This is a genomic window from Roseateles hydrophilus (assembly GCF_026712245.1).
GTDB lineage: Bacteria > Pseudomonadota > Gammaproteobacteria > Burkholderiales > Burkholderiaceae_C > Pelomonas > Pelomonas hydrophilus.
This window is the reverse complement of record NZ_JAPPUY010000001.1, coordinates 1,605,167-1,618,894: the sequence shown is the minus strand read 5'-3', so window position 1 is coordinate 1,618,894 and position 13,728 is coordinate 1,605,167. Positions and strand designations below refer to the sequence as shown.

Below are 13,728 nucleotides of genomic sequence, written 5' to 3'. Positions count from 1 at the left end.
CCACAAAGGCCTTGAATCCAGCGATTCAGGGCCTTCGTGGCGTCGCCATCCTGCTGGTCTTGTTGAACCACGCAGGGGTGCCTGGCTTTTCAGGAGGCTTCGTCGGCGTCGACATCTTCTTCGCCATTTCCGGCTACCTGATCGGAGGGCTGCTCACGCAGGAAGTCGCGCGTACCGGCACTGTCGACCTCCTGACGTTCTACGCGCGGCGCATGCGCCGTCTTGCACCCGCTGCGTTGGTGCTGCTCCTGTTTGTCATGGCTGCGGGCACCTGGCTGTATTCGCCGCTGGAGCATGGCGAGTTGTATTCGTCCGTCCGCGCTGCAGCCCTGTATCTGGCCAACTTCTGGTTCACCAGTCGGGCGACCGACTACTTTGCGGGGCACGCTGACGCGAATCCGCTGCTGCACCTGTGGTCCCTGGCGGTCGAGGAGCAGTTCTATCTGCTGCTGCCGGCGCTGATCTGGGCACTGGCGCGGAGCCGATGGCACTCGCCGATGGCACACGGCCGACTTGCTGTGTCGCTTGTCGTCGTCACGCTGGCGATGTGTGTCTGGACGACGGCGCGCAACCAGCCGTTGGCGTTCTTTGGCATGCCGTGGCGGATCTGGGAGTTCGCGCTGGGTTGGTTGATCTATTTGTCACGCGATCGCGTGACGACATGGGCTGCAGGCACGTTGTCCGGCGTCGGTTTGCTCGCCTGGGCAGCCCTCGTGCTGGTCGTGCTGCTCTTCAACGATAGGCTTTTGTACCCGGGTGCTTGGGCGCTGCTGCCCGTCCTGGGCAGCTTGGGCCTCCTCGTGGTGGCTGGTGATGCGAGACCGACGCTGGCCACCCGCCTGCTGAGCATCCGCAGCTTGCAGTGGCTGGGTAACTGCTCCTATTCGCTCTACTTGTGGCATTGGCCGCTGTTGCTGTTCGTGTTGCAGTTGTGGCCGCATTCCGGGGGCGCAGGCGTTGCCTTGGCGGTGGCGTTGTCGCTGTGCGTGGGTCATGCAAGCTATCGATGGATCGAACTGCCGGCCCGTCATCGATGGGCTCCGCATGTGGCGCCTGCCCGGGTCATCGTGCTGGGCTTGTCGGCATGCGTGCTGGTGGCGGTACTGGCGAGCTTCATGACCAAGGCGTTTTCGTCGCCCCACACCGCCTTGCTGCAGCAAGCACGCACCGAGCGTGCAATTGCGCAGCAGCAAGGCTGCCACGCCGACTTTCATGCGGTCGATCTGCCAGAGTGCCGTTTCGGCGACCCGCTGGGCCGGCGGCGCGTTGTGTTGTTCGGCGATTCGCACGCGTTGCAATGGTTTCCGGCGTTTGAGCAGATCGCGGCAGGGCGTGGCTGGCAGCTGATTTCTCTGACCAAGTCAGGCTGTTCAGCGCTCGATGTGCCCGTGTGGCTGCATCCATACCGACGCGACTACAGCGAATGCGTGGAGTGGCGGCAGCGCATGCTCGACCGCATCCGCGCGTTGGAACCCGATCTGATCGTGCTGGCCACCGCGACGGGGTTTGAGCATCCCGTGCAGACATGGACCGCCGCGCTGCAAGCCCGTTTGGAGGAGTGGCAAAGCCAGGGAAGGGCGGTGGTCGTGATGCGCGACACACCCAAGGTTGGGTTCGACGTGCCAGGGTGCCTGGCCCGGGCGCACTGGCGCGGTGTGGATGTTGACCAGGCATGCGACTACCCGCCGTCGGACGCGCGCATCTGGCGCCAAGATGTCGCCGATGCGGAAGCAGTCGTCTTGGCTCGCCTTGGCATCCTGCGGCTCGACATGTCGAAGACGGTCTGTGGCGGCGATCCCTGTGTCACGGAGCAGTATGGGCAGGCTGTCTTTTCTGACGACAGTCACCTGACAGTCCGTCACGCCCGCGGGTTGGCCGGCGCAGTGGAAGCCGCGCTGGGTTCGCTCGCTCGCGAACCAGGCGGCCAAGCGCTTCAGCACCTGTTTGAGACTCAACCCTGACCGCGCTGATCAGCGTCCCTGCCTCCCAAGCCTCCCGTTCGCCCGATGTCGTCCCCGATTGCTCACTCCCCCTGGCGCCTGTCCGTCGCCCCCATGATGGACTGGACAGACCGCCATTGCCGTTTCTTCCACCGCCTCATCACGCGTCACGCGCTGCTGTACACCGAGATGGTGACCACGGGCGCGCTCATCCACGGCGACCAGGGGCGGCATCTCGACTTCAATGGCGAGGAGCACCCGGTTGCGCTGCAGCTGGGCGGCAGCGAGCCGGAGGATCTGGCCGCGTGCGCGAAGCTGGCCGAGCGCTGGGGCTATGACGAGGTCAACCTGAACTGCGGCTGCCCCAGCGAGCGGGTGCAGAAGGGCGCGTTCGGGGCCTGCCTGATGAACGAGCCTCAGCTGGTGGCCGATGGCGTGAAGGCCATGCGCGATGCGACGACGCTGCCCGTGACCGTCAAGCACCGCATCGGCATCGACAGGAACGAAAGCTACGACTTCGTGCGCGACTTCGTCGGCACCGTCGCCGCGGCAGGCTGCGAGGTGTTCATCGTGCACGCCCGCAACGCCTGGCTGCAGGGCCTGTCGCCGAAGGAAAACCGCGAGATCCCGCCGCTGCGTTATGAGATCGTTGCCCAGCTCAAGCGCGACTTCCCGCAGCTCACCATCGCCATCAACGGCGGGCTGAAGACGCCTGACGAGATCGCCGCCCAGCTGGCCGTGGTGGATGGCGTCATGGTGGGGCGCGAGGCCTATCACGAGCCCTGGAGCATGGCGCAGTGGGACTCGCGCTTCTTCGGCCAGCCAGACCCGGCAGCCGATCGCGAGCAGGTGGAAGCGCAGTGGCTGGACTATCTGGATCGCCTGCATGCCGCCGCCCGTTCGTGGCCGCACGCGATGCGCCATGCGCTCGGCCTGTGGAACGGCACGCCCGGCGCCCGGCGCTGGCGCCAGGTGTGGAGCGATCACCGCCTCAAGGGCCTGCCGCCGCGCGAGGTGGCCGCGCAGGCCACGGCCGCCCGGCTGGGTGGCCTGCTGGCCGCGCAGGCGGCTTGACGGGTTTGCCTGAACTCGCCGAACTGCCCGCGCGCCCGGCCGATGAGCCGCTGGGCTGCACGCTGTTCGACACCGCGCTGGGCCCCTGCGGCCTGGTGTGGAGCGGGCAGGGCATCGTGGCCTGCCGTCTGCCGCCCGTGACGCTGGCGCAGCTGCAGCAGCGCTTCCCGCTGGCGCAGCCCTGTGCGGCCTGGCCGGCAGCGGTGGCCGAGGCCATCGCCGGGGTGCAGGCCCTGCTGGCCGGCCAGCCGGTGGACCTGGGCCACGTGCGGCTGGACGAGCGCGGCATCCCTGCCTTCCGCCGCCAGGTGCATGCACTGACACGCGCCATCCCGCCCGGCCAGACGCGCACCTACGGCGAGCTGGCCACGGCGCTGGGCCAGCCCGGTGCGGCGCGCGCGGTCGGCCGCGCCGAAGCAGAGAACCCGTTCGCGCCCATCGTGCCCTGCCACCGCGTGATCGGTGCTCCCAAGCCTGCCGCGCTGCGCCCGGCGGCCCGAGGCGGGCCGGGCGATGTACTCACCGGGTTCTCAGCGCCCGGCGGCATCGAGACCAAGCGGCGCCTGCTGCTCATCGAGGCGCGTGCCGCCGGCCAGCTGGCCGGTGATCAGCAGCCCTTGTTCTGACCCCGGCCGTCGCGCCGACAATCACCGCATGTCTTTTGCCACCCTGGGCCTGTCGCCCGCCCTGTTGCGTGCCGTGCGCGAGCAGGGCTACCACGCCCCCACCGCCGTCCAGGCGGCGGCGCTGCCCCCCATCCTGGCCGGTGCCGATGTGCTGGCCCTGGCCCAGACCGGCTCGGGCAAGACGGCCGCTTTCGTGTTGCCGCTGCTGCAGCGCCTGGTGGCGTCGCCACCCCGGCCCGGGCCGCGTGCGCTGGTGCTGGCGCCCACGCGCGAACTGGCCGTGCAGACGGCCGGCCTGCTGCGCGAGCTGGCGGCGCGCCTGCTGCACCGGCCGCGCATCGCGCTGGCATTCGGCGGCGTCTCCATCAACCCGCAGCTGATGGCGCTGCGCGGCGGCTGCGATGTGATGGTGGCCACGCCGGGCCGGCTGCTGGACCTGCTGGACCACAACGGCCTCACGCTGGCCGGCGTGGAATGCCTGGTGCTGGACGAGGCCGACCGTCTGCTCGGCCAGGGCTTCGCCGACGAGCTGCAGCGCGTGCTGGCGCAGCTGCCGGCGCGGCGCCAGGCGCTGCTGTTCTCGGCCACGTTTCCGCCCGCCGTCGAGGCCCTGGCCGGCCAGCTGCTGCGCGAGCCGGTGCGCATCCACATCGAGGAAGCCCCGCTGCAGATCACCCAGCGCGCCGTGCAGCTAGACCGCGCCCAGCGCCTGCCTGCCCTGCGCCAGCTGCTGCGCGACGAGGGCTGGGCCCGCACGCTGGTGTTCGTGGCCAGCCGCTACACGGCGGAGCTGGTGTCCGACAAGCTGTTCGCCCATGGCTTCAAGGCCGGCGTGCTGCATGGCGAGCTCAGCCAGGGCGCGCGGGCCGATGTGCTGGCCGCGCTGAAGGAGGGCAGCGTGACGGTGCTGGTGGCCACCGACGTGGCCGCGCGCGGCCTGCATGTGGACGCGCTGGAGGCCGTCGTCAACTACGAGCTGCCGCGCTCCGCGGCGGATTACACGCACCGCATCGGCCGCACCGGCCGCGCGGGCGCCCAGGGCGTGGCCATCAGCTTCATCTGCGCGGACAGCGCCGAGAACGCCGAGACCCATTTCCGCCTCATCGAGAAGCGCCAGGGCCAGCGCGTGCCGCGTGAACGGATGGCCGGCTTCGAGCCGCAGGCCGTGGCCACCGAGGTGCAGGCCACGGGCGGTATCAAGAGCACCACCCGCAAGAGCAAGAAGGACAAGCTACGCGAGGCCGCCGCCCGCGCTGCAGGGGACACCGATGGGCATTGAGATCGAACGCAAGTTCCTCGTCGCCGGTGACGGCTGGCGCCAGCAGGCGGCGAGCCAGACCCGCTTCAGCCAGGGCTACCTGAGCCGCGACCCGGCCCGCACGGTGCGCGTGCGCGTGGCGGGCGAGCGCGCCTTCCTGACCATCAAGGGCGCCACGACCGGGGCGACGCGCGCCGAGTTCGAGTACGAGGTGCCGGTGGCCGACGCGCAGCAGCTGCTGGCGCTGGCCGACGGGCCCGTCGTCGAGAAGATCCGCCACCTGTGCGCGATCGGCGGCATGACCTGGGAGGTGGATGAGTTCCTCGGCGCCAATGCCGGTTTGGTGCTGGCCGAGATCGAGCTGCAGTCCGAGGCGCAGGCTTTCACGCGGCCCGGCTGGCTGGGCGCAGAGGTCACGGGCGATGCCCGCTATGTCAACGCCAATCTGGCCGTGCAGCCCTTCGGCAGCTGGCCCGCCGCGCCGCGCTGAGCGCGGCCTGCGTGTTCCCCGCAGTTGTCGTGGCTGCCGCCTCGCGGCAGCATCGCCGGATGTTGATCACGCCGCTTGCTTATCGCAGACGCGTCCGTGGGCTGCTGGGCCTGTTGGGCTTGTGGGGCGCCGCGCTGCTGCCGGCCGGCGTGCGCGCATCGGCGCTGGCGCCTCTGCGCGTGGTCAGCGGTGATCTGCCGCCGTTCGCCGTCGATGGCCAGCCCGAGCGCCCCGGCGTGCTGGTCGAACTGGTGGAGCAGGTGCTCCGGCGCTGTGGTCAGCCGGTCAAGGTGGAGTTCTTTCCCTGGGCGCGCGCCCGAGCGACAGCGGCGGCTCTGCCGCGCGTGGCCATCCTGCCGCTCACCCGCACACCGGAGCGCGAGGGGGCTTTCCAGTGGCTGCTCAAGCTCTATGTGCAGCAGTTCGTGTTCATCAACCGCAGCGGGCGCCCGCCGGTGACCAGCCTCGAGCAAGCCCGGCAACTGCGCCTGGTGGTGCTGCGCGGCTCGCCCAACCTCGCACAGCTGCAGCGCCACGGGTTCACGCCCGGCCTGCTGATGCAGGCCAGCAGCGTGGACGACATGCTGCGCATGCTGGAGCGCGACGTCGTGGACGCGCTGTACGGTGGTGACCTGGTCTGCATGGACAAGGTGCGCAGCAGCGGCCGACAAGCTGCTGCGTTCCAGATCGGGTTGGCGCTGGACTCGGGCGATGTGTGGCTGGCCGCCAGCGGCGGCTTCAGCGAGGCCGAGCAGGCAGCGCTGCGGGAGGCCCACCAAGCGCTGCTGCGCGAGGGGGCCGTGGAGCAGTTGTTCCGTCACTACGGCCTGCGGCCGCGCGCGGAAGACCTGCGCTAGGCGCCGCGCCAGCGCCGGCCGCCGTTCACCAGGGCGGGGTCTCGTCGCTGACGGCTTCGGTGGGCTCGGGCAGTGATGCGGGCACCGGGGATGGCGCCGCGCCAGCCGCGAAGTCATGCTCGCCGCCCAGACCTTCGATGAGCGCCGGGATCAGCCCGCTCAGCTCGCCGGTGGCCAGCGCCATGTCGGCGTCGAAGGCCTCGTCGCCGCTGGCCTCCGGGCGGCCCTCGAAGGCCAGGTCCAGGAAGCTGATCTTCTTGATCGCAAAGCCTTCGGTCAGCGTGAAGGCCACGCGTTCCTTGTAGCTCAGCGCCAGGCGCGTGGGCATCTTGCCGCTGGTCAGGTGGGCGCGCACCTCGTCGATGTCGAGAGGATGGCGGGCGTAGCGCACCACGGGCTTCTCGTCGTCACTGCCCTTGAGCTCGCACTCGCGCTCGATGTTGAAGCCCTCGGGCGTCACGCCGTCCAGCAGCCACGCGGCCATGCAGGCGGCCGGGCTCTCGGCGGTCTGCACCAGTTGCAGCGACAGCCCCGGGCTGGCCTGGATCAGCAGCGTGATGACCTCGTCGGCGCGGCTGCTGGAGCCAGCATCCACGAACAGCAGGCCCTGGCCCGGCGCGATCCACACCTGCGTGGCCGAGGTCTTCGTGAACGCGCGCGGCAGCAGCTCGTGCTGGGCTTGTTCCTTCAGGTCCTTCTTGGCCTTCTTGCCGGGCTTGCGGCCGGTGGTTTCCTCGATGTGCTCGGCCAGTTCGTCCACGCGCTCCTGCACGACGGAGGAGGGCAACAGCCGGGCCTCGCGCTTGAGCTTGATGAGCCAGTGGCCGTCGATGACCTCGACGAGCGGCGCGTGCTCGACGCCGCGCGGCGGCGCCCAGCCCACGGCCAGCGGCTGGGTGGGGGCGCAAGCCAGGAAGGGTTCCTTGGCGAGTTGCTCGGCGAGCTGGGCGGCGTCGGTCTGCCAGCCTTCGCCGATGCGGTAGGTGATCAGGTTCTTGAACATGGCGCTTGAGAAACGAGAAGCCCGCCGGTGGCGGGCTTCGTGGAAAGGGCGAGGCATTGTCTCAGGAGTCGCCCTGCTGAAGGCCGGCTACCATCGCGCGGCTTCCTGGCGGGAGCGTCAGCGTCTATCCGGGCGCGAGCAGGAGAGGGCACGATGCTTGAGCTGTTGATGACAGTGTTGCTGGTCGCGATCCTTGGCGTCTGCCTGCGGGTGCTGCACAAGGTGCAGCACATGCACAAGATGACCTATGTGCTGGCGACCGAGTCGTCGGAGACGCATCGCGAAGTCTTGTCGTTGTACGCGCAGCTGCAGAGCCTGGCCGCGTTGGAGCGACGGCTCTCGCTGGCGGATCCGCTGCCACCGCTGCGAGGCTGGGCTGGGTCGCCTGACTTTCTGTTGCAAGTGGCGCTGGAAGTCGGGCGCTCGCGGCCGTACTGTGTGCTGGAGTGCAGCTCCGGCGTGTCGACACTGGTGGTCGCACGCTCGCTGCAGCAGGTGGGCCACGGGCATGTTTACAGCCTGGAGCATGAGCCTCGCTTCGCTGAGCAGACGCGTTCCCTGCTGCGCCAACACGGGCTCACCGACTGGGCCACCGTGATCGATGCACCGCTGGAGGTGGGCGAGGACGGGCGCACGTGGTATCGCGTCTCTGCCTTGCCGCAAACGGTGCGGGACGTGGCGCTGCTGGTGATTGACGGGCCGCCGGCCAGTGTCGGCCCATTGGCTCGTTACCCGGCCTTGCCCCGGCTGCGTGAACGCTTGGCGCCCGGCTTTGCGCTGCTGCTCGACGACGCAGGGCGCGAAGACGAGGGCGAGGTCGTCAGGCGCTGGTGTTCCGAATGGCCTGCGCTGCAGTTGCAGCAGTTGCCGGCCGAGAAAGGGCTGGTGCGCTTGGTGCGTGCGGGCTGACCGCCCTCAGGCTTGCGCCTGCACCTGTCGAAGCAGCCGCTCGAACACCTCGACCGACTGGCCGCCCTGGATGAGATGGCGCTGGTTCACGACGATGGCGGGCACCGAGTGGATGCCCTGGCGCTGCACCTCGGCCTCGGCGGCGGCGACCTCGGCGTCGTAGCGGCGGCTGGCCAGCAGCTCGCGCGCACCGGCTTCGGGCAGGCCGGCGGCCACGGCGACGTCCAGCAGCACGGCCGTGTCCGACACGTCCCGGCCCTCGCTGAAATAGGCCTTGAGCAGCGCGACCTTGAGCGTGCGCTGCGTGGCGCTGCCCAAGGCCTCCTCGGCCCAGTGCAGCAGGCGGTGCGCGTCGCGCGTGTTGACGATGCGGCTGCGCGCCTCCATCGCGAAGTGAAAGCCCAGCTCGGCGCCGCGCTCGCGGATGGCCTGGCGGGTGCCGGCCAGCTGCGCCGGGCTGGCGCCGTACTTCTCGGCCAGGTGTTCCTCGATGTCCTGGCCGTCGGGGCCCATGCCCGGGTTGAGCTCGAAGGGGTGGAAGTGCAGGTCCAGCGTCAGGCCCGGAATGCGGGCGGCAGCCGCCTCCAGCGAGTACAGGCCGATGGCGCACCAGGGGCAGACGACGTCGGAGATGAAATCAATGCGCATGAGCAGGGCGGTCAGCGTGGCGGGCGCCGCATTCTGCGGCCTGCGCGCAAGCCCATACAGTCCTGGGGGCCGGCCCGCCTCGCCTACCGTGCGGGCCTTGCCACGGAGAGCCCTGCATGTCTGACAACGCCGCCACCCCCGCCGCCACCGCCTATGTGCCGCCCCAGGTCTGGACCTGGGCCCAGCCGAGCGGCGGCCAGTTCGCCAACATCAACCGCCCGGTGGCCGGTGCTACGCACGAGCAGGCGTTGCCGGTGGGCCGGCATCCGCTGCAGCTCTATTCGCTGGGCACGCCCAATGGCCAGAAGGTCACGGTGATGCTGGAAGAGCTGCTGGCGCTGGGCCATGCCGGTGCCGAGTACGACGCCTGGCTGATCCGCATCAACGAGGGCCAGCAGTTCGGCAGCGGCTTCGTCGAGGCCAACCCCAATTCCAAGATCCCGGTGCTGGTGGACCGCAGCGCGGGCGCCGAGGCACCGCCGGTGCGGGTGTTCGAGTCCGGGGCCATCCTGGTCTACCTGGCCGAGAAGTTTGGCAACGCGCTGCTGCCTGCCGGCGGCGCGGCGCGGGCCGAGTGCCTGAGCTGGCTGTTCTGGCAGATGGGCAGCGCGCCCTTCCTGGGCGGCGGCTTCGGCCATTTCTATGCCTATGCGCCGACCAAGCAGCAGTACCCCATCGACCGCTACGCGATGGAGGTCAAGCGCCAGCTGGACGTGCTGAACCGTCTGCTGGCCGAGCGCCGCTACCTCGCGGGCGAGGCCTACACGGTGGCCGACATCGCCACCTGGCCCTGGTATGGCGCGCTGGTGAAGGGCCAGCTGTACGGCGCGGGCGAGTTCCTGTCGGTGCACGAGTACCCGCACGTCATCCGCTGGGCCGACGAGATCGCCGCGCGCCCGGCCGTGCAGCGTGGTCGCAAGGTCAACCGCACCTGGGGCGAGCCGCACAACCAGCTGCATGAGCGCCACGACGCCAGCGACTTTGCGCTCCGGACGCAGGACAAGCTGCAGCAAGGCGGTGCAGCGTGATCACGCTGTACGACTGCGCCACCGCGCCCAGCCCGCGCCGGGCGCGCATCCTGCTGGCCGAGAAGGGGGTGCCGCACGCGACGGTGCAGGTCGACCTGCGTAGTGGCGAGCAGCTGGGCGAGGCCTTCCGGCGCATCAACCCGCAGTGCACGGTGCCGGCGCTGGTGACCGAGGAAGGCCCGGTGCTGACGGACAACGCCGCCATCGCGGCCTACCTGGAGGCGCGCTTTCCCGAGCCGGCGTTGCTGGGCCGCACGCCGCTGGAGAAGGCCGAGATCGCCGGCTGGCAGGCCCGCATCGAGCAAGAGGGCCTGATGGCGATTGCCGAGGGCTTTCGCAACGGCAGCCCGGCCATGGCCGGCCGTGCGCTGACCGGGCCGGCCGACTACGCGCAGATCCCGGCGCTGGCCGAGCGCGGCGTGGCCCGCGCACGGGCCTTCTTTGCGGCGCTGGACGCGCATCTGGCCGGGCGCGAGTTCATCGCGACCGAGCGCTTCAGCCTGGCCGACATCACGGCCGTCGTCGTCGTGGACTTCGCGCGCGCCATCCGGCTCAAGCCGACGGAGGAACATGCCGAGCTGCGGCGCTGGCGCGAGGCGATGCAGGCGCGCGGCACCATGGGCTGAGCAGCAGCAGCCGGTCCAGCGCCGCACCCAGCGCCACGCCGGCCGTGTAGGCCAGCAAGTCCGGGGCGTGGAAGGTACTGCCCAGCACCAGATGGCCAGCCGTCGTGTGGCGCAGTGCGTTCAGCCAGCCGGGCTGCCAGAGTTGGCTGAACTCGACCGCAAACGAGGCCGCCAGCGCTGCGGCGGCCACCCGCGCCACGGCCCAGCCCGGCCGGGCCAGCGCGATCAGCAACAGCACCAGCAACGCCCACAGCGCGTCGCCCAGGTAGGGGCCGAGCGCGGCCGGCAGCAGGCCGGGGTGGGCGCGTGATGCGAGGCCGGCCGTGATGACCAGTGGCACCAGCAGGGCGTAGGGCAGTCGTCGCCTGCGCATCAGCGCCTCGCGGCCAGTTCCTGTGCGACAACGGCAGGCAGCAGGTAGGGCCGATCCTGCTCGAAGAAACTGCCGTCGATGTTGGTGTTGGGCAGGTGGATGAGGCGCAGCCGGCGGCTGGCCAGCAGCTTCAGGCTGTCGCCGAAGAAGCGCTGGAACAGCCGGTCCAGCTGGCCGTTTGCATAGGCCTTCTTCAGCCCATAGGCCAGGCGCTCGGCCAGCTGTGGCTGGTGTTTCGCCACGAAGAAGTACATGGGCATGTAGGTGAACACGGCGAAGTCGTCGACGACGAACAGGCCGGGGTGGCTGGCGGTGTGGGCCTGCAGCTCGGGCCCGACCTCGTAGATGCTGCGCATCAGCAACTGGAAGCGCCCGGCGTGCAGCATGGGGATCAGCGTCGCGTGCGCGCCGCCGTAGACGATCTTGAAGCCGCCCTGCTGCAGCAGCGTGGCGGTGGACCAGCCGGGCCCCTGGCCGATGCTCAGCGCGCGCAGGTCGTCGGCGGTGCGCACGGCCGCGTAGGCCTGGCGTTCACTCTCGCGGCCCATGAAGAAGCGGAAGCTGGCCAGCCCCCGCATGATGGGCACGCGCACCGGCAGCGCGCCATCCAGCCAGTCCCGCGTGGGCATGGCCACGGCCACCGACAGGTGGCCCTGCTGCAGCTCGGCAAGCTGGCGGCGGATGACGGTGTCCTCGCGCTGCTGCACCAGCTGGTAGGGGCCGTAGCGGTCGCTGGAGAGGCGCAGCGCCAGTGCCAGTAGCTGGTCGGCATAGGCGCGGTGCGGCGCCTCGCGCTCCATGTAGGGCAGCGTGACGACCAGCGGCGCCGGGGGCGCTGCCTGCGCCGCGATCGCAGCACCCGGCAGCGCGGCCAGCAGCGCCAGCCCGCCTGCCCATGCGCGCCGCCCGCGTTGCATCGATCAGGGGAGGCGGCGGTCGCTGGGGCGGGCCAGGTAGAACCACTCGGTGCCCGGCTGCGATTTGACGTTGGGGAACACGATGCGCCCCGCGCCCGGCGCCAGCACCGCCTCGCCGCTGGCGCGCGTGCCGATCAGCTGGCCAGCTTCGATGGCATCGAAGCTGGCCCACTCGCGGGCGAACTGGTCACCCATGTCCTCACGGTCGATGACGTCGTGCAGCTGCAGCACCTCGGGCGGCTGTGCGGGGCGGTGGGGTTCGACCGCGCTGGCGTCCAGCATGCCCAGGAACACCAGCGTGCGCAGGATGGCCAGGCGCGCCACCTCGGGGCCGTTCGGGTCCAGGTGCTGGCCGCATTCCAGCGTGATGGCCCAGCCGCCGGTGGAGCGCATGTATTCCGTGGTGCCAATGCCGTAATGCGGGTCGGAGATCAGCAACGCGCGGCGCGAGCCATCGTGGCTGCGCTGCTGGCGCCGCGCGATGCCGAGGGCGTAGGTCGACAGCCAGCCCTCGACGATGCGCGTCACGCCCAGCGCGGCGGCCAGCGCCGACTCGGTGGCTTCCTGCGCGAAGGGCTCCAGCTCGCCGCTGTTGTTGCGCGGGCCGATCATTGCGAAGGCCGGGCCGTTGCCCTGGAAGCTGTGCAAGTCCAGGATGCCGTCGTGCTGCGCGATCAGCGGGCACAGCACGCGGGCGATGCGGTCCTCGAAGTCCTGCGCGACGACCGGCGGGCGCAGGTTGCGGTTGAGGTTGCGGTCGCCCTCGCGGCGGTTCAGCTGGTGGGCCAGCGGGTTGACGATGGGCACCAGCGTCAGCGTGCCGCGCCGCAGCGTCAGCTCGCCCGCATCCAGCTGCCGCATGATCTCGGCCATCGCACGGGTGCCGTGGATCTCGTTGCCGTGCACGGCGCTGGTGACCAGCAGGCGCGGGCCGGGCTGCAGGCCGGCGTATTGATGGATGCGGAGGTGGGTGGGCGTGCTGGACATGGCAGTCGGGGCGTGAGCGGTGAGGAGCCGGGGCGGCATCCGGGAACGCCCGCCATCCTACCGAGGCGCCGCGCCTTCAGCCTTCGCAGGCCACGTGGCCAGCAGCACGCCCAGCAAGGCCAGGCCGTAGGCCAGCGCCTGCCGTGCCGACAGCGCCTCGCCCAGTGCCAGCCCCACCAGCGCCGTGCTGACCGGCAGGAACACGGTGAACACGCCGGCCTTGGCGGCAGGCAGGCCGCGCAGCCCGGCCATCCACAGCCACACCGTGAACACGCTGGCCGTGGCCGAGTAGTAGCCCAGCAGCCCCCAGTCCTGCAGGCGCGGCGCGCTGAAGTCGAAGCTCAGCGCCTGCCAGAGCGCCAGCGGCGTGACCAGCACCAGCCCCCACAGGTTGATCAGCGCGCTGATGCGCTTGGCGCTCAAGCCGGCGGTGAGTTGCTTGCCAATGACCACGTAACTGGCCTCGCACAGCACGGCGGCGATCAGCAGCAGCGCACCGAGCGCGCTGGTCTCGGCGCCGCCGTGCTTGCCGGTGGCCACCAGCGCGATGCCGCCCACGGCGCAGGCAATGCCGGCCAGCGTGCGCGGGCTGAGCTGCTCGCGCAGGAACACGCGGCTGAGCAGCGCGACCGCTGCCGGGATGCCCGCCATGACGACGCCAGCCACCACGGCCGAGCTGTGCCGCAGGCCGAACAGCATGCAGATGGAGAACAGGAAGTTGCCGAGGAAGGATTCGAGGAACAGCAGCACGCGCGAGCGCGCGTCCAGCGGCGCCTCGTCGGCCGGCTTGCGCAGCCAGGGCAGCATCAGCACCGCCGCAAAGCCGAAGCGCAGCCCCGCCAGCAGGAAGATGGGAAAGGCCGCGACCAGCAGCTTGGACAGCCCCACATAGCTGCCGACCAGGCTCATGCTGGTGGCCAGCAGCAGGTAGGAGCGCCAGGGAATTGTGTGCATGGTCTTGAAGTGTTGCGGGCCGAGCGCCGGGCCGCCCC

At 70.3% G+C, this 13,728-nt stretch carries 15 protein-coding genes; 9 read left to right on the top strand and 6 right to left on the bottom strand.

What is annotated here, in order from left to right; translation table 11 throughout:
* The first annotated feature begins 11 nt into the window (after positions 1 to 11).
* The 6 genes from NYO99_RS07095 to NYO99_RS07070 are packed head-to-tail and all read left to right on the top strand — an operon-like array spanning position 12 to position 6,245.
* Positions 12 to 1,961 (top strand): acyltransferase family protein, encoded by a 1,950-nt coding sequence (locus NYO99_RS07095; protein WP_268166402.1) that lies wholly within the window; start codon positions 12 to 14, stop codon positions 1,959 to 1,961.
* Positions 1,962 to 2,006: 45 nt separating this feature from the next.
* Positions 2,007 to 3,014, top strand: a complete 1,008-nt coding sequence (gene dusA / locus NYO99_RS07090) for a tRNA dihydrouridine(20/20a) synthase DusA (RefSeq protein WP_268166401.1) — start codon at positions 2,007 to 2,009, stop codon at positions 3,012 to 3,014.
* Entirely contained in the window at positions 3,011 to 3,640 is a 630-nt protein-coding gene (locus tag NYO99_RS07085; RefSeq protein ID WP_326494824.1) for a methylated-DNA--[protein]-cysteine S-methyltransferase, read from the top strand. The genes dusA and NYO99_RS07085 overlap by 4 nt, the downstream gene beginning before the upstream one ends.
* 28 nt (positions 3,641 to 3,668) lie before the next feature.
* Positions 3,669 to 4,919, top strand: a complete 1,251-nt coding sequence (locus tag NYO99_RS07080) for a DEAD/DEAH box helicase (protein ID WP_268166400.1) — start codon at positions 3,669 to 3,671, stop codon at positions 4,917 to 4,919.
* Positions 4,909 to 5,388 (top strand): CYTH domain-containing protein, encoded by a 480-nt coding sequence (locus tag NYO99_RS07075; RefSeq protein WP_268166399.1) that lies wholly within the window; start codon positions 4,909 to 4,911, stop codon positions 5,386 to 5,388. Before NYO99_RS07080 ends, NYO99_RS07075 begins: the two co-directional genes overlap by 11 nt.
* A 59-nt stretch (positions 5,389 to 5,447) precedes the next feature.
* Entirely contained in the window at positions 5,448 to 6,245 is a 798-nt protein-coding gene (locus NYO99_RS07070) for a substrate-binding periplasmic protein (protein ID WP_268166398.1), read from the top strand.
* Between the two features lie 25 nt (positions 6,246 to 6,270).
* On the opposite strand, the gene NYO99_RS07065 is transcribed toward NYO99_RS07070, so the two are convergent.
* Positions 6,271 to 7,248 carry a recombination-associated protein RdgC gene (locus tag NYO99_RS07065; protein ID WP_268166397.1) on the bottom strand — a complete coding sequence of 326 codons (978 nt, stop codon included), beginning with the start codon at positions 7,246 to 7,248 and terminating at the stop codon, positions 6,271 to 6,273.
* A gap of 153 nt (positions 7,249 to 7,401) precedes the next feature.
* Between NYO99_RS07065 and NYO99_RS07060 the strand changes: the two genes are divergently transcribed.
* The gene (locus NYO99_RS07060; RefSeq protein WP_268166396.1) at positions 7,402 to 8,157 is read left to right on the top strand and encodes a class I SAM-dependent methyltransferase; all 756 of its coding nucleotides are present in this window, start codon (positions 7,402 to 7,404) and stop codon (positions 8,155 to 8,157) included.
* 6 nt (positions 8,158 to 8,163) lie between these two features.
* Here NYO99_RS07060 and NYO99_RS07055 read toward each other — a convergent pair whose 3' ends face one another.
* Positions 8,164 to 8,805 carry a DsbA family oxidoreductase gene (locus NYO99_RS07055; RefSeq protein WP_268166395.1) on the bottom strand — a complete coding sequence of 214 codons (642 nt, stop codon included), beginning with the start codon at positions 8,803 to 8,805 and terminating at the stop codon, positions 8,164 to 8,166.
* A 116-nt stretch (positions 8,806 to 8,921) separates the two neighbouring features.
* Between NYO99_RS07055 and yghU the strand changes: the two genes are divergently transcribed.
* Positions 8,922 to 9,833 carry a glutathione-dependent disulfide-bond oxidoreductase gene (yghU, locus tag NYO99_RS07050; protein ID WP_268166394.1) on the top strand — a complete coding sequence of 304 codons (912 nt, stop codon included), beginning with the start codon at positions 8,922 to 8,924 and terminating at the stop codon, positions 9,831 to 9,833.
* Entirely contained in the window at positions 9,830 to 10,459 is a 630-nt protein-coding gene (locus NYO99_RS07045; protein WP_268166393.1) for a glutathione S-transferase family protein, read from the top strand. The genes yghU and NYO99_RS07045 overlap by 4 nt, the downstream gene beginning before the upstream one ends.
* On the opposite strand, the gene NYO99_RS07040 is transcribed toward NYO99_RS07045, so the two are convergent.
* The 4 genes from NYO99_RS07040 to NYO99_RS07025 are packed head-to-tail and all read right to left on the bottom strand — an operon-like array spanning position 10,386 to position 13,690.
* Positions 10,386 to 10,832, bottom strand: coding sequence for a ribosomal maturation YjgA family protein (locus tag NYO99_RS07040; protein ID WP_268166392.1), 447 nt, complete (start codon positions 10,830 to 10,832; stop codon positions 10,386 to 10,388). The two genes, NYO99_RS07045 and NYO99_RS07040, sit on opposite strands and share 74 nt — an antisense overlap.
* A complete protein-coding gene (locus NYO99_RS07035; protein ID WP_268166391.1) occupies positions 10,832 to 11,749 on the bottom strand; it encodes a substrate-binding periplasmic protein in 918 nt (305 codons plus the stop codon). The genes NYO99_RS07040 and NYO99_RS07035 overlap by 1 nt, the downstream gene beginning before the upstream one ends.
* A 3-nt stretch (positions 11,750 to 11,752) precedes the next feature.
* Positions 11,753 to 12,736: a succinylglutamate desuccinylase/aspartoacylase family protein gene (locus NYO99_RS07030; RefSeq protein ID WP_268166390.1), complete on the bottom strand. Its 984-nt coding sequence runs from the start codon at positions 12,734 to 12,736 to the stop codon at positions 11,753 to 11,755.
* A gap of 57 nt (positions 12,737 to 12,793) precedes the next feature.
* Complete coding sequence (locus NYO99_RS07025) at positions 12,794 to 13,690, bottom strand: DMT family transporter (RefSeq protein ID WP_268166389.1); 897 nt, start codon at positions 13,688 to 13,690, stop codon at positions 12,794 to 12,796.
* Positions 13,691 to 13,728: the final 38 nt, after the last annotated feature.